General features: G+C 32.4%; 20 protein-coding genes. 7 read left to right on the forward strand and 13 right to left on the reverse strand.

Annotated elements, in window-relative coordinates; genetic code table 11:
- Window positions 1-11 precede the first annotated feature (11 nt).
- From BUC29_RS18335 to BUC29_RS18365, 7 genes are all read right to left on the reverse strand, one after another.
- Window positions 12-641 carry a DsbA family oxidoreductase gene (locus BUC29_RS18335; protein WP_073417621.1) on the reverse strand — a complete coding sequence of 210 codons (630 nt, stop codon included), beginning with the start codon at window positions 639-641 and terminating at the stop codon, window positions 12-14.
- A 362-nt stretch (window positions 642-1,003) separates the two neighbouring features.
- Window positions 1,004-2,122, reverse strand: coding sequence for a DNA polymerase III subunit beta (gene dnaN, locus BUC29_RS18340; RefSeq protein WP_073417622.1), 1,119 nt, complete (start codon window positions 2,120-2,122; stop codon window positions 1,004-1,006).
- 106 nt (window positions 2,123-2,228) lie between these two features.
- A complete protein-coding gene (gene gldG / locus BUC29_RS18345; protein WP_073417623.1) occupies window positions 2,229-3,914 on the reverse strand; it encodes a gliding motility-associated ABC transporter substrate-binding protein GldG in 1,686 nt (561 codons plus the stop codon).
- Complete coding sequence (gldF, locus tag BUC29_RS18350; RefSeq protein ID WP_073417624.1) at window positions 3,914-4,639, reverse strand: gliding motility-associated ABC transporter permease subunit GldF; 726 nt, start codon at window positions 4,637-4,639, stop codon at window positions 3,914-3,916. The genes gldG and gldF overlap by 1 nt, the downstream gene beginning before the upstream one ends.
- A 75-nt stretch (window positions 4,640-4,714) precedes the next feature.
- Complete coding sequence (locus BUC29_RS18355) at window positions 4,715-5,011, reverse strand: putative quinol monooxygenase (RefSeq protein ID WP_073417657.1); 297 nt, start codon at window positions 5,009-5,011, stop codon at window positions 4,715-4,717.
- A 290-nt stretch (window positions 5,012-5,301) separates the two neighbouring features.
- Window positions 5,302-5,640, reverse strand: coding sequence for a hypothetical protein (locus tag BUC29_RS18360; RefSeq protein WP_073417625.1), 339 nt, complete (start codon window positions 5,638-5,640; stop codon window positions 5,302-5,304).
- A 26-nt stretch (window positions 5,641-5,666) separates the two neighbouring features.
- A complete protein-coding gene (locus tag BUC29_RS18365; RefSeq protein ID WP_073417626.1) occupies window positions 5,667-6,494 on the reverse strand; it encodes an SAM hydrolase/SAM-dependent halogenase family protein in 828 nt (275 codons plus the stop codon).
- A gap of 295 nt (window positions 6,495-6,789) precedes the next feature.
- Here BUC29_RS18365 and BUC29_RS18370 point away from each other — a divergent pair, with 295 nt between their 5' ends.
- The 6 genes from BUC29_RS18370 (at window position 6,790) to BUC29_RS18395 (ending at window position 12,422) form a co-directional block, all read left to right on the forward strand.
- Window positions 6,790-7,740 (forward strand): PhoH family protein, encoded by a 951-nt coding sequence (locus BUC29_RS18370; RefSeq protein WP_073417627.1) that lies wholly within the window; start codon window positions 6,790-6,792, stop codon window positions 7,738-7,740.
- 179 nt (window positions 7,741-7,919) lie between these two features.
- The gene (locus BUC29_RS18375) at window positions 7,920-8,282 is read left to right on the forward strand and encodes a DUF1801 domain-containing protein (protein WP_073417628.1); all 363 of its coding nucleotides are present in this window, start codon (window positions 7,920-7,922) and stop codon (window positions 8,280-8,282) included.
- Window positions 8,283-8,418: 136 nt separating this feature from the next.
- On the forward strand, window positions 8,419-9,249 hold the full coding sequence (locus BUC29_RS18380) for a Cof-type HAD-IIB family hydrolase (protein ID WP_073417629.1): 831 nt from the start codon (window positions 8,419-8,421) through the stop codon (window positions 9,247-9,249).
- A 172-nt stretch (window positions 9,250-9,421) separates the two neighbouring features.
- The gene (locus tag BUC29_RS18385) at window positions 9,422-10,375 is read left to right on the forward strand and encodes a phosphoribosylaminoimidazolesuccinocarboxamide synthase (protein WP_073417630.1); all 954 of its coding nucleotides are present in this window, start codon (window positions 9,422-9,424) and stop codon (window positions 10,373-10,375) included.
- A gap of 33 nt (window positions 10,376-10,408) precedes the next feature.
- On the forward strand, window positions 10,409-11,548 hold the full coding sequence (locus BUC29_RS18390) for a glycoside hydrolase family 26 protein (RefSeq protein ID WP_073417631.1): 1,140 nt from the start codon (window positions 10,409-10,411) through the stop codon (window positions 11,546-11,548).
- Window positions 11,549-12,035: 487 nt separating this feature from the next.
- Window positions 12,036-12,422: an ankyrin repeat domain-containing protein gene (locus BUC29_RS18395; protein WP_073417632.1), complete on the forward strand. Its 387-nt coding sequence runs from the start codon at window positions 12,036-12,038 to the stop codon at window positions 12,420-12,422.
- A 158-nt stretch (window positions 12,423-12,580) separates the two neighbouring features.
- Here BUC29_RS18395 and BUC29_RS18400 read toward each other — a convergent pair whose 3' ends face one another.
- The 6 genes from BUC29_RS18400 to BUC29_RS18425 all read right to left on the reverse strand — a co-directional run bounded on the left by BUC29_RS18400 (window position 12,581) and on the right by BUC29_RS18425 (window position 21,300).
- On the reverse strand, window positions 12,581-15,679 hold the full coding sequence (locus BUC29_RS18400) for an efflux RND transporter permease subunit (RefSeq protein ID WP_073417633.1): 3,099 nt from the start codon (window positions 15,677-15,679) through the stop codon (window positions 12,581-12,583).
- Window positions 15,680-15,682: 3 nt separating this feature from the next.
- A complete protein-coding gene (locus BUC29_RS18405) occupies window positions 15,683-16,768 on the reverse strand; it encodes an efflux RND transporter periplasmic adaptor subunit (protein ID WP_073417634.1) in 1,086 nt (361 codons plus the stop codon).
- A 12-nt stretch (window positions 16,769-16,780) separates the two neighbouring features.
- Complete coding sequence (locus tag BUC29_RS18410) at window positions 16,781-18,028, reverse strand: TolC family protein (protein ID WP_084538674.1); 1,248 nt, start codon at window positions 18,026-18,028, stop codon at window positions 16,781-16,783.
- An 87-nt stretch (window positions 18,029-18,115) separates the two neighbouring features.
- Entirely contained in the window at window positions 18,116-19,477 is a 1,362-nt protein-coding gene (locus BUC29_RS18415; RefSeq protein WP_073417635.1) for a sensor histidine kinase, read from the reverse strand.
- Window positions 19,474-20,154, reverse strand: a complete 681-nt coding sequence (locus tag BUC29_RS18420) for a response regulator transcription factor (protein ID WP_073417636.1) — start codon at window positions 20,152-20,154, stop codon at window positions 19,474-19,476. Before BUC29_RS18420 ends, BUC29_RS18415 begins: the two co-directional genes overlap by 4 nt.
- Window positions 20,155-20,211: 57 nt before the next feature.
- A complete protein-coding gene (locus BUC29_RS18425) occupies window positions 20,212-21,300 on the reverse strand; it encodes a M42 family metallopeptidase (protein ID WP_073417637.1) in 1,089 nt (362 codons plus the stop codon).
- Between the two features lie 80 nt (window positions 21,301-21,380).
- Here BUC29_RS18425 and BUC29_RS18430 point away from each other — a divergent pair, with 80 nt between their 5' ends.
- Complete coding sequence (locus BUC29_RS18430; RefSeq protein WP_073417638.1) at window positions 21,381-22,061, forward strand: DUF4294 domain-containing protein; 681 nt, start codon at window positions 21,381-21,383, stop codon at window positions 22,059-22,061.
- Window positions 22,062-22,743 lie beyond the last annotated feature (682 nt).

A 22,743-nucleotide genomic window follows, 5' to 3' on the forward strand; every position in this document is an offset into this window, starting at 1 on the left:
TATTTAAAATCTTATTTTAATCCTTCTTTTATTGTCTGAACAAAAGCTTCAACAGGTTGAGCACCAGAAACCGCATACTTTCTGTCAAAAACAAAAAACGGAACTCCCTGTACACCAATTTGCTGTGCTTCATTAATATCATGCTCAACTTCTTTTAAATATAAAGTTTCGCTTTGTAAAACTTCTAAAACATCATTTCTATTTAATCCTGCTTTTTCGGCCAATTCGATTAACGTCGGGCCGTCGTTTAAATCTCGTCCTTCTGTAAAATAAGCTTTAAAGAAGATTTCTTCCATTTCATCGCCTAGCTTTTTAGTTTTTGCCAGCTGAATAATCCTATGTGCTTCTAAAGAATTTGAAATTACAGCTTTATCAAAGTTGTAATCTAAACCAACACTTTTTGCGCGATCTGCGACACCTTTATGCATTTCTTTAGATTGTTCAACAGACATGCCTTTTCTTTCCGCTAAATACGCATAAACGTCTTTATCCGGTTGTGGCGTAATAGTTGGATCGAGCTGAAAACTTTTCCACTCAATTTCAAATTCATTTTCAGGAAACTGTTTTAAAGCCGTTTCTAATTGTCTTTTTCCGATATAACAAAACGGACACATGATGTCCGACCAAATTTCTATTTTCATATTGCAAAATTACGGAAAAAAATTGTTTCAGGTTTAAAGTTTTAGGTTTCAGGTTTAAAGTTTTAGGTTGGATATACTTTATAAATAATTCAACCGCAAAGAGCGCAAAGTTTTTAATCCTTAATAAGTACAAGGTTCGCAAAGCTTTGTGTTAAAAACTTTGCGAACCTTGCGTAAACCTTAGCGCTCTTTGCGGTTAAACCTGAAACCTGAAACCAAAATAAAAAACCGCAAATCTTAAAAAAGAATTGCGGTTTCTAGGTATAAAAAATGGTTGGTTAATAGCGATATTTTTTTTTTACAATGATATGTCTTTAATTTTAAATTAAAAAAAATCCCTGTAACAAAAAGAAGTTTTGATGTTAACTATTTAACATTACGGGCATTACCAACATTGTTACTGTTTCACCTTCTTCTAAACCATCAGCAGGAGTTAAAATTCCGGCTCTGTTTGGCAATGACATTTCTAACATAATCACATCAGATTGAAGGTTTGTGAGCATTTCGATTAAGAAACGAGAGTTAAAACCAATTTGCAAATCATCTCCTTGATAATCACAAGTTAATCTTTCTTCTGCTTTGTTTGAGTAGTCAATATCTTCTGCAGAAACATTCAATTCAGCTCCTGCAATTTTTAAACGGATTTGGTGTGTAGTTTTGTTTGAGAAAATCGCAACACGACGAACAGAACTTAAAAATAAAGAACGATCGATCATCAATTTGTTTGGATTTTCTTTTGGAATTACCGCTTCGTAGTTCGGATATTTTCCGTCGATTAAACGACACATTAAGATATAATTGTCAAATGAGAAAGTCGCATTTGAATCGTTGTATTCAATTTTTACTTCGGCGTCAGAACTTCCTAAAATACTTTTTAAAATATTTAAAGGTTTCTTTGGCATAATAAAATCAGCAACCTGAGACGCTTTTACGTCAGCACGTGCATATTTTACTAATTTATGAGCATCAGTAGCAACAAAAGTTAAACCTTCCGGAGAGAACTGAAAGAAAACTCCAGACATAACCGGACGTAAATCATCGTTTCCTGCAGCAAAAATTGTTTTGCTTACAGCAGTAGCTAAAACGTCAGCAGGAACTAAAGTTATAGACGGATCTTCAAGATTTACAGATTTTGGAAATTCTTCTCCGGCAGCATATGCTAATGCATATTTACCTGAGTTAGAACTAATCTCAACGGTATTATTATCAGCAACTGTAAAAGTTAAAGGCTGCTCTGGAAATGTTTTTAAAATTTCAAGTAAAAGTTTTGCAGGTACTGCAACGCTTCCTTTACTTTTAGAATCGATTGATAATGTAGCCGACATTGTAGTTTCAAGATCTGAAGCCGAAACCGTCAACTCATTATTGTTTAGTTCAAATAAAAAGTTGTCTAAAATAGGCAACGTATTGTTACTGTTAATTACACTACCTAAAACTTGTAATTGTTTTAATAAGTACGAACTCGATACTATAAATTTCATCTCTTTTGTTTTATTTTTTGGAGTCTTCTTTAGTATTTATGCGCTAAAGATACGGATTACAAATATATCGTAAACATTCTAAGTTTCGCAATTTTTTTATTAACATCTATCGGCTGTATTTCCTTTTTCTGATAAAGGTAAATATTAACCCGAAAACCAATAAAATAAGGATTGGAAGCCCGATAGTTATGAATTGTGTTGTAGTATAATTTTCGTAAACTTTTTCTTTATCTAACAAAGGCAGTTCAACATCTTTACTTCTAATGTTAATAAGTCCTGTGTCATCAAGAAGATAATTGACACAATTCATCATAAAATCTTTGTTGTCGTAAAGATTTCCTGTTCTTTGATCGTAACCCAATTCAACAGGCAGCATATTTTTATCCAGTTGATTTCTTGCAATATCTCCGTCTGCAACAACAATCATTTTTGTTGGTTTTCCTTTCGCCTGAAAAGAATTGTCTTTAAATGGCAGAACGCGATTTTCAAAAACCGAATGAAAACTTCCTTCCAATAAAACAGAAAGGTTTAAATTTCCTTTATTAATATAATCCTGCGGCGTTGTTTTCTCTGTTACAATGTTTAGATTAACTTCAGAAGGAGTTCCTATTTTTTTAGAATATTGAGACGACTGGAGTAAAACTGTCTTTTTAATTCCGTTTTTTAAAGTATCGATCGGGCTGGCAAAATCAAATTTAATTCCGCCTAAATTTTTAACGATCGGGTGCTGGCTCGTTGGATAAACCTGAGGTGCAAATTTCCAGATAAAATCCTGATATTGAGTTGCACTTCCTTGTTCTCCAGTCGCTAGTTTTATTGGACTTCCTTGTTCATCTTTAACCAGATCAGGATTAATTCTGAATCCGTATTTGAAGAACAAATCGTTTAAATTCAAATCTCGTGGATATGCCAAAGTTGCACCCGCCTGATTGTATAAACTATCCATATCTGCTGCAACCTGATCGATTAGCCATAAAGTTTTGCCGCCGTGCATAATGAACTGATCCAGTACCTCTTTTTCTTCATCTGAAAATTTTTCAGTTGGTTTCGAAATAATAGCGAGATCGTATTTTTTAAGCTCATTTAAAGTTCCGATTGGATTCTTGGCAACAGAATCTAATGTAATCGGTGCAATGAAATAACTTTCTTTAATTTGACGTAATAATTTACCAATATGAATTTCAGACAATTCGCCGTTTCCTTTTATAATGGCAACCTTTTTTTGTCTGTCTTTGGTTACTTTATTAATAGCATCGGCAATTGAATATTCTAAGTGCTGAATTGATCCAATTACTTTTTGAGTAGTCGAAGCTCCCATAATATTTTTCAATAAAGGAATATTCACTTCTTTGTTGTTGTAAACTGCAACTGCCCACGGAAAAACCATTGCCTGAGATTGTTTTCCTTTATCGTCAACAGTTATGTTTATTGGTGTAAGTCCTTTTTGGTAAAGAGATTTTACCATTTCCATGCTTTCGTCTTCGTTTTCCAACGGATTGACGAACTCAAAAACGATATTACTGTTATAAGCCTGAAATTCTTCCAGTAATTGTTTGGTTTCCTGCTGCAAACGTCTAAAATCTGCAGGAAGATCGCCCTGCATATAAATCTTAATCGATAATGGGTTTTTAATCTGTTTTACGATTTGTAAAGAAGTTGGTGATAAAGTATACCGTTTGTCTTTGGTTAAATCAAAACGATGAAAAAATAAGTTTCCGAGAACATTTAAAACAATTAAAATAAAAATTGTAATGCCTAATGCCTTTAAATTTAATTTATTAGATGCTTTCATTACGCTTTAAATGATTTTAATTGATAAACGGTAAAAGATAAAAACAAAACGCTGATGCTCAAAAAGTAAATAACATCGCGGGTATCAATAACGCCACGGCTCATACTTTTAAAATGATCCTGCATTCCGAATGCTGAAATTATGTTTGATTCTCCCGGAACTAATGAAGCCAGACCTTCAAAACCAAAATAAAATATGAAACACAAAAACACTGAAATTATAAATGCAACGATTTGATTTTCTGATAGAGTAGAAGTGAAGATGCCAATTGCTGAATAGGAAGCTATCAGAAATAATAATCCGAAATAAGAACCAATCGTGCTTCCCATATCGATATTTCCTTCTGGTGAACCTAAACTTGAAATTACTTCTACGTAAATAAAAGTTGGAATTATAGCCAGAATAATCAGAAAAAAAGATCCTAGAAATTTTCCGTTTACAATCTGCCAGATTGATAATGGTTTAGTCAAAAGCAATTCAAGAGTTCCTTGTTTTCTTTCATCAGAAAAACTTCTCATGGTTACGGCCGGAATAAGGAAAATTAAAATCCAGGGTGTTAAAGTAAAAAACGGTGTCAAATCAGCATAACCAGTATCTAATATATTGTATTCACCTTTAAATACCCATAAAAAAAGTCCGTTGCTGATTAAGAAAATCGCAATGACCAAATAGCCAATAGGAGAGCCAAAAAAGGATTTTATTTCTCTTAAAATGATTGATTTCATTTGTGTTTTTTGTTTTTATTGTTTCATGTTTCATGTTTCAAGTTCTCCACTTAACGTGAAACTTGAAACATGAAACTAATTTAAACTAACCAATTTATCAACGCTCCACGCTTCTGGTTTTGCATTGAATAATTTTTTTGTAAAATCCCAAACGGTATTAAATAATTCAGATTGTCTGTAATTTTCTAAATCTGCTTCGGTTTCCCAATAACTATAGGTAAAGAAAATACATTTATCATTTTTATCCTGATACAATTCTAAAAAACGATTTCCATCTGCATTTCGTATTTTATCTTTCACCGATTCAAAATTCTCCAGAAAAGCCGGAATTTTTTCTTCGTGAAAACTCATTTTTACTATTCTTACGAACATGTGTTTAATTTTAGATTTTAGAATGTTGATTTTAGATTTGTTTGAAACCAAAAAGTCTTTACAGGTGCGCAAAAATACCAAAATTGATTGTTCTTTTTAAGAAAAAATAAAATAATCTAAAGACATGGTTTCTCTACAATTTCGTCATTTCAACATAAAGACAATGACAAAAATAAATTAGATTCAACTTAATAATGAATATTAAAGATAACATTGTGATTTATTCGATTTAAATTTAATCGTAATCAAAAAACAATGATTTTATTTTGATAATCGATATACAATCTATGTTATTCGTTTTCTAAATCAAATTGATTACCATGAAAATAATCGTAAGCATAAGATTCAATTTCTCCGCCAGAAATTTCATTGTCATTTTCATCTAATATTTTATACATGTGTTGTTCATCTCCAATTGATGCTGCTCCATCTAAACCCAGTAGTATTGTATAGAAGGCATCAGTAAGCAATGTTGAAATAATACGTTTTATTTTTTCATTATTGGCTGAATCTAGATTCAATTCAGTAATTAAAGTTGAAACAGAACTTTTACTGTCTTTATTGAATGCATCATTCATTAATGATTTTTTTTCTAAATAAAATCCCTTTACAAATTCTTCAGGTGTCATAATTTTAATAGTATTTAAGTTTTTGATCAAGAAAACTTAATCGTAATCACATCACGATAATTTAATCCAAGCAGGCTATTAGCAGAACCCACTTTAGAAGGATTGCTTCTAAAAATGGCGATTTCCAGAAAGCCGGCTTCATTAAAAATCGCCAGTTTTTCGCCTTCATAAGTTTTAATCGGATATTTTTCAGAAGTTGCTATAGCCGAATAATTTGGCAGAATAGTTTTAATACTTTTTGGTTTCATTTCGATTTCATAAGGACGTCCGCGTGAAACTTCCAAAAATTGTTTTTTTGAAATATTTGTCACAACGTTTCCAAAATGATCAATATAAATAACGTAACCTTTTAGCGAATTTCCATCGGCGGCGACAACCGCTTGTAATTCGGTTACTTCCTTAATGGTTTGAATTTCTTTGCCAATAACATTCAGTAAACCGCCTTTTGCAATATGGCAGGCAACTTGTATAAAGATATCAAGATCAGTATATTCGACAGGAAAACGATCATGAATGTTAATTTCGACAATTTTTTGCGGTACAATCTTTTGCGTAAGCATGCTGAGAATTCCGTTATCTGCACAAATAAAGAAATGATCGTTCCACTGCATGGCAATATGCTGGTTTTCTTTATTGCGTTCGATATCGACTCCAATTAAGTGTACAGTACCTTTTGGAAAGCTCAAATAAGATGCCCCAACAATGTAACTTGCTTCTGCTGTGTTAAATGGATCAATGTCGTGTGAAATATCAATAATTTTTGCATCTGGAAGTTCCGAAATGATTTTACCCTTCAGCGAACCCACAAAGTGGTCTTTTAAGCCGTAATCTGTAGTAAGGGTAATTATTGACATCATTTTGTTTATAACTATTGATAGTATTTAACTCTAAAATTTATTAAATTTGAGAAATGCAAATCTAGTAATAGTAAATGCAAATTGAAAGAAAGAAAAGACAATTTGCAATTTTTAAAGTAAAGTAACTGTTATAATAGTCTCAGTTATCGGTTTCAGTTTTCAGACTCTTATAAATGTATAAATATTTGCCTTAAACAACTGCCACTGTGTACTGCGACTGTCAACTCATAAAAGATACCCGACAACAATAGATTTACAAAACAAATTTATTTTTAATTTAAATTTATCTCATTTGAACGAAAGAATTATTGAGCTTATAGACATTGCTCCAAAAGACTTTTGGGGCGCACAGGATTCTCATCTTGAAATTATTAAAAAGTACTACCCAAAGCTTAAAATAGTAGCGCGAGGGACAACTTTAAAAGCTTTTGGCGAAAAAGATGTTTTAGATGAATTCGAAAAGAGATTTCAGAGGCTGATGCTTCATTTTACCAGATACAACAACATCGACGATAATGTAATTGAACGTGTAATAATGAGTGATGGTCAGGATGAAAAAAAAGCATACGATCATGACAAAATATTGGTTCACGGTGTTGGAGGTAAAATCGTAAAAGCCATGACACCAAACCAGCAGCTGCTGGTTGATACAGTCAAAAAAAACGATATGGTTTTTGCAGTCGGGCCAGCCGGAACAGGAAAAACTTACACTGGTGTTGCAATGGCTGTGAAAATGCTGAAGGATAAAGAAGTAAAAAGGATCATATTGACACGACCGGCGGTTGAAGCTGGAGAAAATTTAGGGTTTTTACCCGGCGATATGAAAGAAAAACTTGATCCGTATATGCAGCCGCTTTATGATGCATTGCGCGACATGATTCCAAACGAAAAACTTGAAGATTATATTCTGAAAGGAATTATTCAGATTGCACCTTTGGCTTTTATGCGCGGACGTACGCTTGACAATGCTTTTGTAATACTTGACGAAGCTCAAAACACCACACATTCGCAGATGAAAATGTTTTTGACCCGTATGGGAAAAAATGCCAAATTCATGATTACAGGAGATCCTGGACAGGTCGATTTACCACGCAGAACTATTTCGGGACTTAAAGAAGCACTTTTGGTTCTAAAAGATATAGAAGGCATCGGAATTATTTATCTGGATGATAAAGATATCGTACGTCACCGATTAGTGAAAAAGGTAATCGACGCTTATAAACAAATAGAAAATCACGACTAAAGTTTAATTTTTTTAGCCAAATGTTAAATGTAAATCGTAAAATGTGTTTTAGCATTTATTATATTCGTTTTATTCATGTTCTTTTTAGAAATGAGTAAAACGAATATTTTTTTAAAGATGTTTTGCCAAAACAAAATCTTTTTTTGATTTAATATTATTTAAAGAAATAAACCAACCAAATGAAGACAATAGATGATTTTTACTTAAACGTTGAAGAGCCTATTAAAGGAACATTTCTGGCATTAAAAGATATTATTTTAAAGCAAGACAAAGACATTACACATGTTTTAAAATACGGAATGCCATTTTTCTGTTATAGAGGAAAAATGTTTTGCTATTTATGGATTCATAAAAAATTTAAAAAACCTTATATAGGGATTGTAGAAGGAAAACATTTTGATGAATCTTTTTTAATTGAGGAAAGTCGTTCAAGAATGAAAATTATGTTATTTGATTCTAATGAAGATCTTCCCGTAGAACAAATTGAGTTCGTAATTCAGAAAGCAATAAATTTATATAAATCTGAGATTATTAAGGTTTAAATATTTAAAACGCAGTATTTAACCGAATAGTTAAATAAATAATAAACTTGCCTTATTTTAGGCTTTTAAGCCGTTCAAACTTTGTTCAGCTGGGCATAAAACCTTAAATTTGCTATTATAAATAGTTAATATTAATATGACAAAACTTAAAAATATAAAAGTTGTTGTAAGTGACCTTGACGGAACTTTACTCAACCCTCAACACCGAATTTCAGATTATACAAAATCCATTTTTCAGGAACTTCACAATCAAAATTATCTTATTGTTGTTGCTACAGGCCGTCATCATCTTGATGCCATGGCAATTATCGAAACACTGGAAGTTCCGGTTTATCTAGTGAGTTCTAATGGAGCGAGAATTCATTCACCAAATAAAGAACAATTGTTTTCTTTTAACTTAGACAGCGATGTTGTAAAAGCGGCTTTAAATGTAGAAATCGATCCCGAAATTACCGTAGTTTTATTTAAAGAAAACGTTTGGCAGACCAATAGAATAAGTGAAAAGCTGAATGCTTATCAATCAGAATTAAATTATCGTCCGGAATTAGTAGATTATAAAGCGCTGGAAGATTTTGGAGCCATTAAAATATTTTTTTCATGCGATAATCACGAAAAATTAGTAAAACTAAAAGATGATGTTTTAGCCAATTCTTCGGAACATTTACACCACGCTTTCAGTTTGCCAACTTGTTTGGAATTTATGGATAAATCTATAGATAAAGCAGTTGCAATTGAGCAAGTTCTGGAAAAAGAAGGTTTTACATTGGCAGAAGCAGTAGCATTTGGAGATGGGTTTAATGATGTACAAATGTTATCTGCGGCAGGAAAAGGTTTAATTATGGGAAACGCGCCTTCAATTTTAAAAGAAACACTCCCGGATCTTGAAATTATAAAAACAAATGCCGAAGATGGTGTGGCAAGATACATTGCATCTAAAATATTAGATAAAGAATTAGCAGCAGGCTGATTTTTTGGAATCAATTATAATAGAAATCCCTGAATATATTTCAGGGATTTTTTGTTTACCCATATATTAAAATTGAAATATTTCACATTTCTTACTTATCTCTTTCTTTTGATGATGAAACTCTGTGAAATAATTTTAAATTTGCATTCATAAAAAACAACACAACAAAATAATGAGTAATACAATCACAACCACAAATTTTAATTTTCCGAATCAGAAATCAGTTTACCGAGGAAAAGTTAGAGAAGTTTATAATATAAATGACGAACTTTTGGTAATGGTAGCAACCGATAGACTTTCGGCATTTGATGTGGTTTTACCAAAAGGAATTCCTTACAAAGGACAAATCTTAAACCAGATTGCAACAAAATTTATGGAATTGACAGAAGATATTGTTCCGAACTGGCTGATTGCAACTCCGGATCCAAACGTTGCTGTTGGACATTTATGCGAACCTTTTAAAGTAGAAATGGTTATAAGAGGTTATCTTTCAGGACACGCAGCACGTGAATATGCAGCTGGAAGAAAACAAATCTGCGGCGTAACTATGGCCGAAGGGTTAAAAGAAAACGATAAATTCCCTGAGCCAATTATTACGCCTACTACAAAAGCAGATAATGGTTCTCATGATGAAGATATTTCTCGTGAAGATATTCTATCAAAAGGAATTGTCTCTGAAGAAGATTATTTAGTTTTAGAAAAATATACTAGAGCATTATTTCAAAGAGGAACTGAAATTGCTGCTGCCCGCGGCTTGATTTTAGTTGATACAAAATACGAATTCGGAAAAACGAAAGACGGTGTTATCGTTTTAATTGACGAAATTCACACTCCGGATTCTTCTCGCTATTTTTATGCTGACGGATATGCAGAAAGACAAGCAAAAGGAGAGGAGCAAAAACAGCTTTCTAAAGAATTTGTTCGCCGCTGGTTAATCGAAAACGGTTTTCAGGGTCAGGAAGGACAACAGATTCCGGAAATGACAGATACTTATATTGAATCAGTTTCTGAAAGATACATTGAATTGTACGAGAATATTTTAGGAGAAAAATTTGTAAAAGCCGATATTGACAATATTGATCAACGTATTGAAAAAAACGTATTACAATACCTTGCTTCTAAATAGTAATTTCGGGTTTTAAACTAACTATTTAAAACCATGAAATTTATAACAAATAAAAAAACTGCCTTGTTATCTGTATGTATGATAACAGGGCATTTTCTTTTTTCGCAGATTGATAAAAAAGCTACTAAAGAAACCAAAATTTTATATCAAAATTTAAAAACTATTTCTAAAAATCATATTTTATTCGGACATCAGCATGCCTTAGAATACGGACACGGCTGGAAAGACGAATCCAATAAATCTGATGTGAAATTAGTTACAGGTTCGCATCCCGCAGTCGTAGGAATTGATTTTAGTGGATTTTCTGGACATTCTAAAGAAGAAATCGAAAAAAATAAAACGGTTTTAAAAAAGAATGTTATTGATACGTATGAACGCGGCGGAATTACAACCGTTTCATGGCATTTTAATAATCCGGCTTCCGGAGGCGGCTTTTATTGGAAAGATTCTGTTTCGCTCGCTGCGATGTCCTTAATCAAAAAAGATGGTTCACATCATGAACAATACAAAGAAATTTTAAAAACCATTGCTGACTTTGCTCATTCTGTAAAAGCTAAAGACGGAAAATTAGTTCCGATGATTTTCAGACCTTTTCATGAATTTGACGGTGATTGGTTTTGGTGGGGAAAGAAATATACTTCGCGTGAAGATTTTATAGAAGTATGGCAGTTTACCGTTTCCTATTTACGCGATACTTTAGGCGTTCATAATTTTATTTATGCATTTTCTCCAGACACAAGATTCAATTCAGAATCAGAATATTTAGAACGTTATCCCGGTGATAAATACGTTGATCTATTCGGAATTGATGATTATGGTGACTTCGGGCGAGATAGAAAATATGATTTGGATGCAGGAGTTAAAAGACTTAAAATAATTTCAGATTTAGCCATTAAAAAGAAAAAATTAGCCGCTTTTACAGAAACAGGTTTAGAATCTGTTCCCAATAAAACCTGGTGGACAGATATTTTATTAAAAAGTCTCAAACAAGAAAATATTCAGCTTTCTTATGTTTTAGTTTGGCGTAATGATGTACATAGTCCGACACATTTTTACGCTCCTTATCTCGGGCAGGTTAGTGCAGCCGATTTTATTGAATTCTATAATGATCCGTTTACATTGTTTGAAAATGATTTAAAGGATATTTATAAGAAAAAAATAAAGTTAAAATAAGTTTTTTAATGAAGATTTTAGCATTTAATAGCATTTTGGACTACTAAAATCACAAAACTATTTCGTTATAATTTAAGTTATTTCCTACTATTTAAATTATTTAACAAGTAACTTGATTTTAATTGAAAATTCATAAAATCTGGGTATAAATTTTAGCTTTAATGAAAAAAATCTTCCTTTTTTATACATGTAATTATTGTATAGTTAAAACTATGTACTTTTCTTCGCCATTTTTCTTAAATAAATTAGGTTTTATTTTGAAAAAAAATGTGATTTCGTGTAACATTTCTACATTTGCAGCGTCTTTTATATAGAATTTCAATTTTAGAAAGACAATATTTCGAATTCATTAATAAAACGTTAAGAATTAGTTAAAACAAAGTACTATGTAATGCATTGTAATGAAAATAGATTACATTTGTCAAGAATTAAAAATAATTCATTATCAATCAAATATTTATCAATCAATTAAACAAACCCAATCATTATGAAAAATTCAGTTATTTATTTAGGATTAGCTTTAGTAACATTTGTAAATGTAGCAACAGCTTCAAATAACACATCAGTTGTTAAAAATCAAGTTGCAGTATCAGCTGTATACGATGACGGAACACCTCTAGTAGTTGCAGTAAGTAAAGGAGATATCGATACAGTAAAGAAATTTATTGAGTACGGTGCTAATGTAAATGAAAAATCAGATGATATGTCACCATTAATGACAGCTGCTCGTTATAATAAAGTAGAAATTATCAAAGTTTTATTAGCTGCTGGAGCTCGTCCATCAGATAAAAACGAAAAAGGATACACAGCATTAAAATTTGCTCAATTATCAAATGCAACAGAAGCTATTGCACTTTTAAAAGACGCAAAATAATAGTTTAAAAAGTTTGAGTTAGTACAAACAGCCTTCTTTGAGCGGAAGGCTGTTTTTTTATTTTAATAGAAAATCAAAAAAGCACCATTAAATTTTAATGATGCTTTTTCTTTTTAAACCAAATTAATCTAACCAAATTAATTTTATCGTAAATTGAACTATTCTATTGCTTCATGTTTTTTTCGATTGAATATCCAGAACAAAATCGGGAAAACCAATAGTGTTAAAATGGTTGCAGTTACCAAACCTCCAATAATTACAATTGCAAGAGGTTTTTGAGATTCAGAGCCAATTCCGGTTGAAATTGCTGCCGGCATTAAACCTATCGATGCCATAAGCGCTGTCATGATTACGGCTCTCGTTCTGGCTTTAACTCCCATTAAAATTGATTCTTCAAGTGAGAATTTTGCCTTGAGATTATGATGGAATTCAGATATTAGAATTACACCGTTCTGAATACAAATCCCGAGCAAAGCAATAAATCCAACTCCGGCTGAAATTCCGAAATTCATTCCGGTAACATGTAAGGCGATAATTCCGCCAATTACAGCAAACGGAACATTCGCCAAAACAAGTAATGAATCTTTAATATTTCCAAACAGAATAAATAACAAAACAAATATTCCAATTAAACTGATTGGTACTACCTGAGCCAGACGAGCACTGGCACGAACCTGATTTTCAAATTCACCTGTCCATCCTGTGGTATATCCCGGAGGCATTTTTACTTCTGCTACTTTTGATTGTGCTTCGGCAATTGTACTTCCTAAATCACGGTCTCGAACAGAGAATTTTACCCCGATAAAACGTTTTGTATTATCTCGATATATAAATGCAGGCCCGGTTATCGTTTTAATATCGCAGATTTCTTTTAACGGAATTTTTGCTCCGCTGATTGTTGGAACTTTTAATTCTGCTAAATCTTCTTCGTCTTTACGGTATTCTTTAGAAAAACGAACTCGAACATCAAATTTCTTTTCATCTTCATATTTTTGAGTTGCCGTTTTTCCTCCAAAAGCTAATTCTAAAACCGCTTGGGCATCACTTAAAGTTACTCCGTAAGCTGCCATTTTTTCACGATCAAGAATTACACTTATTTCCGGCTGCCCAACATTTCGAAGAATCCCGACATCTTTGATTCCTGGAATGTTTTTAATTTTTGCCAAAACTTCATTCGATAATTCATCGAGTTTATCTAAATCATCCCCATAAATTTTAACTGCATTTGAAGCTTTAAATCCTGCTACAGATTCGGCAACGTTGTCAATTACAGGCTGAGAATAGTTATAAGTGATTCCCTGGTGAACTTTTAGCTTTTCATCCATTTCATTAATCAGTTCATCCATTGAGATTTTTCGTTTCCATTCTGCTTTTGGTTTTAAATCTACCTGTAGCTGAATAAACCCAAAACCGTTTGGATCTGTTCCGTCGTTGCTTCGTCCGGTTTGAGAAAGCACATTTTTTACTTCAGGAAAAGTTTCCAGATCTTTTCTGATCATTGCAGCTGTCTGCACACTTTCAGGAAGCGAAGTACTCATTGGTAATTCGGCCGTAACCCATAATGCTCCTTCATTCAACTGCGGTAAAAATTCTGTTCCTAAAAACGAAGCTGAGAAGAAAGTTACAGCAATTATTGACAAAGAGATAACTAACGTTTTTACTTTATGTTTGAATGTCCAGGCAAAACCTTTTGCAACATTTCTGTCCCAAAAATTCACAAACGGATTATTTTTCTCTTTTACATTTTTGTTTAATAAAATATGAGATAAAACCGGAACTAAAGTCAAAGTAAAAATTAAAGCTCCCATTAAAGCAAAACCTAATGTGTAGGCAAGAGGAGAGAACATTTTTCCTTCTACTTTTTGGAATGAAAATATTGGAAGTAAAGCTGTAATAATGATTAATTTAGAAAAGAAAATAGCTTTTCCCATTTCAGTTCCTGTTTTCTTAATCAGGCTTCCTTTGGCAATTTTATTGAATTTCTCCATTCCTAACTGATGCGCCCGATGATCGAGAACAACAAATAATCCTTCGACCATAACAACGGCTCCATCGATGATAATACCGAAATCGACCGCACCTAAACTCAGCAGGTTGGCGCTCATTCCCATCATTTTCAGACATAAAAATGCAAATAATAATGAAAGCGGAATTACAATAGAAACTGTAAAAGTGGTTCTCCAGTCGGCCATGAAAAGAAATACGACGCAGGTAACGAGAATAATTCCTTCGAATAAATTATGCATTACCGTTTCAGTAGTGAAATTCATTAAATTGTCACGATCGTAAAACGTCTCAATTTTAATGTCTTTCGGAAGTACATTTTCATTTAAGTCCTTAATTTTATCTTTAATTAAGGCTAAAGTTTCCTGAGCATTTTCACCTTTTCGCATTACAACAATACCTTCAACGGCATCGTCATTTTTACCAATTCCGGTTTGACCCACTCTTGGCATAGAGCTTTCATAAACATTAGCGACATTTTTTACCAAAATCGGATTTCCTCCGGCATCGTCAACAATAATGTTTTCAATATCCTGAATCGATTTTAAAAGACCAACTCCGCGAACGACAAAAGCCTGACCGTTTTTTTCTATAATATCACCGCCAACATTTAAGTTTCCGGCATCAATAGCATTGTAAACCTGAAGCGGCGTAATATTATATTTTGCCAGTTTTACAGGATCAACACCAACTTCATACGTTTTTGTCTGACCTCCAAATACGTTTAAATCTGCAACTCCGGGAACGGCACGTAATTGTTTGTCAATTACCCAGTTTTGATAAGTCAATAATTCACGGCTGTCACGGCTGTTACTTTTTACAATATATCTGAAAATTTCTCCAGTTGGTCCGTATGGCGGCTGAACATCTGGTTCAACATCATCTGGAAGTGTGACATTTTTAAGAAGGTTATTTACCTGAAAACGGGCAAAAGTATCGTCGACACCATCATCAAAAATAATTTTGATTACAGATAAACCAAACATGGTGATACTTCTAACGCTTGTTTTTTTCTGAACAGAGTTCATTGAGATTTCAATCGGAGTAGTAACAAAACGTTCTACTTCTTCGGCACTTTTACCGTTCCATTGTGTAATAATAATAATCTGCGTATTGGTTACATCTGGAAAAGCGTCAATTGGCATATTTTTGAAGGAAATAAATCCGGCCACGGCCAATATTCCCACCCAAAAAAATGTAAAGGCTTTATTCTTAAGCGAAAAAGCAATTATATTTCGTATGAATTTGTTCATGTCTTAATCGTTTAAAGCGCGATAAATAAATAATTGATTATTGGTAATGACTTTTTCATTTTCCTTTAAACCGCTGGAAATGTAAGTTGTATCGCCCACAACTCGGTAAACTTCAACTTGTCTTGTTTCTATGTTATGACGATCTTTAAATATCATCACGAAATTTTTACTTTTATCAAAAACAATAGCTTTGCTTGGAATTGCTATCATTGATTCGTTTTCATCGTAAGATAATTTGATATTAGCATTCATATCCGGTTTTAGTAAAAATCCGGGATTTTGAAGTTTAATTCGCGCCTGCATCGCTTTGGTTTCTGGATCAATTACATTGAAGATTTTATCGACTTTTCCTTTAAAAACTTTATCAGGATAACTTAAAGTTGTAACGCTTGCATCAATTCCGAGTTTTATTTTATTAATATCAATTTCATTAATATTAGCCATTGCCCAAACTTCGCTGATTTCGGCAATGTCAAAAATATTTTCAGAACGGTCTGAACGTAAAAGCATATCCTGATTAATACTTTTTTGAATAATAAAACCGCTTATTGGCGCTGTTACTTCATAAATAGAACCCGCTTTAATATTATAGATTTTATACGTTTCCTGAATTTTGCTTAATTGAGACTGTGCTTTATTTACTTCAGATTTTGCCTGAAGCACATCGCTTTCAGAATTTAATTTTCCGTCAAATAATTCCTGAGCGACCTTTAAATTGTTTTTGGCAACCAGTAAATCGCTTTTGGCATCGATAGACTGCTTTTCAAAATCAGCTACATCGGTACTTTTTATAGTAGCCAGAACTTGCCCTTTCTTTACATAATCTCCAAGTTCAACATTTACTTTAATTACGTTTCCACCAACTAGCGGGTAAACATCGATTAATTTATTGTTGTCAGCTGTGATTTTTCCGTAAAAACTCAGTTCATTTTTTACAGTTTGTTTTTCTGCGGTTGCAGTAGTAGTAGTTTTTAGCATACTATCGCTCAAGGCGAAAGAAGTATTTGTCTGAGGATTATCTACTTCTTTTTTGCAGCTTGTAAGTGATAAACTCACAATTGCAATTCCTATAATTAGTGTATGTTTCATTATTATTTAATTTTAAAATAAATCCTTGTTGATGGTAGTATTTAGTTCTTCGCCAGATAGAGCCAGTTTTTTCTTCAGTTCATTAACCTGAATATTAGCCTGATTATAGCTTTCCATAAAATCGGTAAATTCTAATAAGCTGATATTTCGCTTTTGAAAATTGGTTAAGATTCCATTATAAACCGCTTCAAAATCTGCATTTACAGTTGGTTTAATTACCGCATAGTTTTTACGGGATTCGTCCCATTTATTCCATGCCGATGTGATTTCAGTCTGTAATTGAAGTTCAAAATTTTGTTTTTCTACTTTGGATTGTGCGAGAACCGTTTGGGCATTTTTTATATTCCCTTTGTTTTTGTTCCAAAGCGGCAAAGGAATCCCAATAGTTACATTGGCTTCTTTATTAAAAGCGCCGCCTCGCTGATCGTAATTGGCGCCTAATGTTAAATCAGGAACAGCAAGTGATTTCTGCCATTTTACATTCAGTTCGTTTGCCTCAATTTCTTTTTGCTTTGCTAAATAATCCGGGCGATTGGCAATAGCATCATCTTCAAAAGATTTTAAATCAAAAGGAATTATTTTAAGATATTTATTAAAATCATCTTTAGAAACATCCGGAATTATGGTTTCGGTTGAGTTCAGCAGAAGTTTCAGGTTTGCCTGTTCTTCGATGCTGCTATTGACAACTTCCATTCGTTCGTTCTTAAAATTAAGATACAGAGACTGTAAACGCACAACATCTCGCAAAGGAATATTACCTTTTTGAGCCTGAATAGAGTAGGAGTTAATTAAATCTTCGATGTGAGCGAGCTGTTTATCTGTTATTTCAAGACTTTTTGTATTGTAATAAACAGTGTAAAAACTTTGACGTAATTGTAACTTTAATGTCCTTAGTAAATCATTAAATTGAAGTTCTGCCAGCTGTTCATTGGTTTGAGCCAGTTTAATTTCATTACGTTTTTTTCCTCCTAAATAAATTAGCTGCTCAACGCCAAATGACTTTTGCCCTTCTTTTCCAACATCAAATAGTTTATCGCTGTCTGGATTGTAGGCATTTAATTCTGCAGTAATCGTGGGATTATCCCATATTCGGGCCTGAATGGTCATTGCTTTTGCAGCATCAATATTATAATGAGAGGCTAACAAAAAAAGATTATTCTTAAGAAACTGGCTCTCACAATCCTGAAGTGTGATTGTTTTTTGAGCCAAAACTGCCTGATTAATTAGCACAAGCAGCAATAATGCATATACTTTTCTCATTGTATCTATTTTATTTTGTACAAATATGCTATCAGCAGACTTTAAGAGGGCTTAAAATCTACCTTAAAAATAGCTTAAAATAAAATATTAATGAAAGAATAATTGGAATAAATTTTCTTTACTGTTTGGTATGCTGTAAGTTATGTTTGCTTTATGTAGAGTCAAAATACGATTTACAATTCGTAAACCAAGGCCAAAACCAGATGTTCCCTTAGAATTTTTACCTCGCATAAAAGGCTGAAATAAATTCTTTTGTTCGCTTTCACTTAAGGTTTTTCCGCTATTTAAAACAGAAATAACGAGATGATTTTCCTGAGTGCTTATTTTTACTAAAGCTTGTTTGTTATCTGAATAAACACAGGCATTTTTTAAAACATTAATTAAAGCGATCTCCAACAGGTTTTTATTTCCTCTAATTTCTAAAGCTGTATCTAAATTATCACTTTCTTCAATTTCAAATAAAATACTAAATTCAGGAAAACTTTTCTTTAAATTTTCAATTGCCGAGAAGAGAATTTCATCCATTCTTTGAATTTCATTGTCTTCGTTGTTTCTATTATTGTCGATTTTTGACAATATTAATAGAGAGCTAATTAATTCTGTCAAATGATTGACATCAGATAAAATAGTAGTCAGGAAAGTTTTTCCTTTAACAGAAGTTGCCGGATCTGAAATCGTATTTTCTATTTGAGCTGTAATTCTCGATAAAGGCGTTCTCAGTTCGTGAGAAGCGTGAGCTGTAAACTCTTTTTGTTTTTGATAAGAAATTTCGATTCTGTCCATCATGAAATTAAATTCGCTGGCAATCAAATCGATCTCATCCTTATTGCTTTTTGATTCAATACGGGTATCGAGATTGTTTTCGTTAATGTTTTTTATTTTTTGATGAAATAAACCAAGTGGATTCATGGCCTTTCTTACCATAAAAGAAGTTAAAACCCAGCAAATACAGGTGAATAAAATATAGGATACAATTAAAGTATATCTTAAAAATAATAGTTTCCTCTTCCCGTAATCATCCGTAGCCGAAATTAAGGCATAGAAATCTTTGTCTTTTGTATCATAAAAAACACCATAAACTTCATAATCACCTTGCTGTTTAAAAAAGGTTTTATGTTTTTTAAGATATTTTAAATCTTCAACCGACCAGTTTATTTTTGCATCGTCAATGCTGCTGTAGATAAGTTTATAATGAGAATCAAAAACCAAAGTCTTTTCATCATATAATTTATTGATTGAATTTTGGTCAATCATCTTCAAAAGCTGATCGTCGACTTCTTTAACATTCACTAAAAGTTTAATGTTTGATAGCGCTTTTATCTCTAAACGATCACGAAATTCTTCTTTTCTGAAATTAGAATACAAAACAAATATCACCGTAGAAGCCAACCCAAAAAGGATTGTAAACAGTAAACTTACTAAAAGTGATATTCGGTTTTTTAAAGTCATTCTTCACTGCTTAAGTAATATCCGTAACCAATTTTGGTACGAATAAGTTTTGTTTCATGATCTTTGTCGATTTTCTTTCGAAGAAAATTAATATAAACTTCAATTGTATTTTGGTTTGTTTCGATATGGTAATCCCAAAGTTTTTCGGCAATGAATTGCTTAGACAAAACTTTTCCTTTAGCATGAGCTAAAATCAAAATAAGTTTAAACTCTTTTGGGGTAAGTTTGATTTCTTCTCCAGAACGAAAAACCTTCATTTCTTCTTCCAGAATTTCCAGATTTTCAACAATGATTTTTTTTTCTACCTGCTGCGGAATTTCTTTTCTTCTTAATAAAGATGAAATTCTTGCAAATAATTCGTCAAAATGAAAAGGTTTAACCAAATAATCATCGGCACCATTATCAAAAGAAGAAAGTTTATCTTCAATCTCGCTAAAAGCCGTCAGCATTATTATAGGAGTCTTTTTGTCAATTTCACGAATACCTTTGCAAACATCAATTCCGTTTTTTCCCGGAACATTGATATCAAGAATAATCAAGTCATATTCGTAAGGAAAGTATTTTTTTAATAATAACGAACCATCATAATAGGGTACACACTCGAATTCTTTATTTTTAAAGAACGCCGAAATCTCTTTTGATAAAGTAAAATCATCTTCGAGTAGTAAAATTTTCATGTTTTATTTTTTTATAAACCCAGTCATTAATATTGACCTGGTTTATGTTTTAATTTTTTATTTGAAATATGAAAAAGTATGATTGTTTTCAATTTTTAGCAAAGATTCATAAATAAGCTGAATCACATTTTCAACATCTTCCTTATGAACCATTTCTACAGTTGTGTGCATATAACGTAAAGGTAAAGAAATCAACGCCGATGCTACACCGCCATTGCTATAAGCAAAAGCATCAGTATCAGTTCCGGTTGCTCTCGATGTTGCATGACGCTGAAAAGGAATTTTATTTTCTTCGGCAGTTTCTACAATCAAATCACGTAATTTATTTTGAATCGCCGGCGAATAAGCAATAACTGGACCTTTTCCCATTTTTAAATCGCCTTCAACCTTTTTATCAATCATTGGAGTAGTGGTGTCGTGGCAAACATCTGTGACAATCGCAACATTAGGTTTAATAGTATGCGCAATCATTTCTGCACCGCGAAGCCCAATTTCTTCCTGAACCGAGTTAACGATATATAATCCAAACGGAAGTGATTTTTTATTTTCATATAGTAAACGAGCCACTTCGGCAATCATAAAACCACCCATTCTGTTATCAATTGCACGACATACAAATTTATTTTCGTTTAAAATCATAAATTCATCAGGATAAGTAATCACACATCCTACGTGCACTCCCATTGCTTCAACCTGTTCTTTGGTTTCGCATCCAAGGTCAATGAAAATATTGCTCAACTTCGGAATTTCCTCTTTATCTCTTAAACGTGTATGAATTGCCGGCCATCCAAAAACACCTTTTACAATTCCTTTTTTGGTATGAATATTAACGCGTTTTGAAGGCGCAATTTGATGATCAGAACCACCATTTCTAATTACATATAATAAACCATCATCAGTAATATAATTTACATACCAGGAAATTTCATCGGCATGTCCCTCTATAACAACTTTAAACGGAGCATCTGGATTAATAACACCAACAGCTGTTCCATATGTATCAGTAATAAATGTGTCAACATACGGTTTCAAATAATTCATCCAAAGTTTTTGCCCTTCACTTTCATACCCAGTCGGCGAAGCGTTATTTAAGTAGCTTTCAAGGAAAGCAATCGAAGTATCATTTAAGATAGATTTTGTACTCATAAAAAAAATTTTCGCTAATTTATAAATTTGGTATCAGAGTTGTGTATAAATATATAATTTTACATTTAAATTAAGACTCTATGAGATTTACCAGTATTTTGTTTTTACTATTGATTGCCTTTACAAGTCAGGCCCAGGTTACTCCAAAAGAAAATCAGCAAATGGGTTATATATTAACAGAGCAAGATTCAATCCTGAATGACACTATCCAGCTGCCTGAGATTATTATTTCAAAAGGAGAGAGAATGAGTGCCGAAGAAATGAAACAATTTCAAATCTTGCAGAACAGAGTTTATAAAGTATATCCATATGCTAGATTAGCGGCAGATAGATTGACGGCATTAAATAACGGAATGGCTAGATTGAAAACCAATCGCGAAAAAAAGAAATATTTTAAAATCGTCGAAGATTATCTTAATAATGAATTTGAAGACAGACTTAAAAAGCTTTCCAGAAAACAAGGACAGATTCTGGTAAAGTTAGTTCACCGCCAAACCGGAAAAACGACTTATGAATTAATCAAAACATTAAAAAGTGGTTTTAAAGCATTTGTATCAAATACAACAGCAAATTTATTTGATATAAGTTTAAAAGAAGAATACAAACCATACGAAGTCAACGAAGACTATTTAATAGAAACAATCCTTGTCCGAGGTTTCGAATCTGGACGCTTGCTAAATCAAACACCAGCACATCCCGTAAACTATAACAATCTTATGGAACATTGGGAAACAAAAGCAAAAGAACTTAATAAAAAATAACATACTCTATTATATGTACAACCCGATAGGTTTTAAAAACCAGTCGGGTTTGTTTTTTATAGATATATTAAGATTAGAAAAGTATACTATAATATATATGAGTAAATATTTTGTTCATCTGAGCTAAGCGAGGTCTTGATTTTTGGAATTTAGGATTTTAATTTAATATTTGAATATAATGAAGATCTTAATTTCTCTGCCGGCTTCAATTTTTTGGTTTTTAAAGAAAAAATCAAAAGATTTCCCTTTCTATCGGGGCCGGGAGATCTGTTTCGAGAAGAAAGAGAAGCATAAACTTAGTATATCAGCGGTATTTCGGAATTAAAAAAGGCAGAAAAGAAAGCTTTTTGTGTTGGTGTCTTTGCGTAAAATAACCTAAATACTATTAGAACAAAGAAAAATCGTACGTAAAGTTAAAAAAGTTTAAAATGTAAATAAGCTGTTATGAGACAGTTAAGAAATAAATCAAAAAAAGAATAAAAAAACTTGTAAAAAGTTGTTGTATAAATGGAAAAAGGTTCTACTTTTGCACCCGCAACAGCGAAAAACGCTCTTCGAAATACTGACAGGTTGTATTGAATTAGTGAAAAGAAATTTTCGAAAAAAAGATTCAAAAAAGCTTGTGAGATTTGAAAATGCTTTTTACATTTGCACCCCGCAAAACACGGAAAGCTCTTTGATA

The organism is Flavobacterium defluvii (assembly GCF_900129555.1).
In the GTDB taxonomy this organism is placed as follows: Bacteria; Bacteroidota; Bacteroidia; order Flavobacteriales; family Flavobacteriaceae; genus Flavobacterium; species Flavobacterium defluvii.

Coding starts and splice junctions, on each gene's coding strand:
- BUC29_RS18410 (WP_084538674.1), bottom strand. CDS start 18,028: ATGAGAAAAGTATATGCATTATTGCTGCTTGTGCTAATTAATCAGGCA.
- BUC29_RS18425 (WP_073417637.1), bottom strand. CDS start 21,300: ATGAGTACAAAATCTATCTTAAATGATACTTCGATTGCTTTCCTTGAA.
- BUC29_RS18380 (WP_073417629.1), top strand. CDS start 8,419: ATGACAAAACTTAAAAATATAAAAGTTGTTGTAAGTGACCTTGACGGA.
- BUC29_RS18375 (WP_073417628.1), top strand. CDS start 7,920: ATGAAGACAATAGATGATTTTTACTTAAACGTTGAAGAGCCTATTAAA.
- BUC29_RS18390 (WP_073417631.1), top strand. CDS start 10,409: ATGAAATTTATAACAAATAAAAAAACTGCCTTGTTATCTGTATGTATG.
- BUC29_RS18335 (WP_073417621.1), bottom strand. CDS start 641: ATGAAAATAGAAATTTGGTCGGACATCATGTGTCCGTTTTGTTATATC.
- BUC29_RS18430 (WP_073417638.1), top strand. CDS start 21,381: ATGAGATTTACCAGTATTTTGTTTTTACTATTGATTGCCTTTACAAGT.
- BUC29_RS18360 (WP_073417625.1), bottom strand. CDS start 5,640: ATGACACCTGAAGAATTTGTAAAGGGATTTTATTTAGAAAAAAAATCA.
- BUC29_RS18385 (WP_073417630.1), top strand. CDS start 9,422: ATGAGTAATACAATCACAACCACAAATTTTAATTTTCCGAATCAGAAA.
- BUC29_RS18400 (WP_073417633.1), bottom strand. CDS start 15,679: ATGAACAAATTCATACGAAATATAATTGCTTTTTCGCTTAAGAATAAA.
- BUC29_RS18355 (WP_073417657.1), bottom strand. CDS start 5,011: ATGTTCGTAAGAATAGTAAAAATGAGTTTTCACGAAGAAAAAATTCCG.
- dnaN (WP_073417622.1), bottom strand. CDS start 2,122: ATGAAATTTATAGTATCGAGTTCGTACTTATTAAAACAATTACAAGTT.
- gldF (WP_073417624.1), bottom strand. CDS start 4,639: ATGAAATCAATCATTTTAAGAGAAATAAAATCCTTTTTTGGCTCTCCT.
- BUC29_RS18365 (WP_073417626.1), bottom strand. CDS start 6,494: ATGTCAATAATTACCCTTACTACAGATTACGGCTTAAAAGACCACTTT.
- BUC29_RS18395 (WP_073417632.1), top strand. CDS start 12,036: ATGAAAAATTCAGTTATTTATTTAGGATTAGCTTTAGTAACATTTGTA.
- gldG (WP_073417623.1), bottom strand. CDS start 3,914: ATGAAAGCATCTAATAAATTAAATTTAAAGGCATTAGGCATTACAATT.
- BUC29_RS18415 (WP_073417635.1), bottom strand. CDS start 19,477: ATGACTTTAAAAAACCGAATATCACTTTTAGTAAGTTTACTGTTTACA.
- BUC29_RS18420 (WP_073417636.1), bottom strand. CDS start 20,154: ATGAAAATTTTACTACTCGAAGATGATTTTACTTTATCAAAAGAGATT.
- BUC29_RS18405 (WP_073417634.1), bottom strand. CDS start 16,768: ATGAAACATACACTAATTATAGGAATTGCAATTGTGAGTTTATCACTT.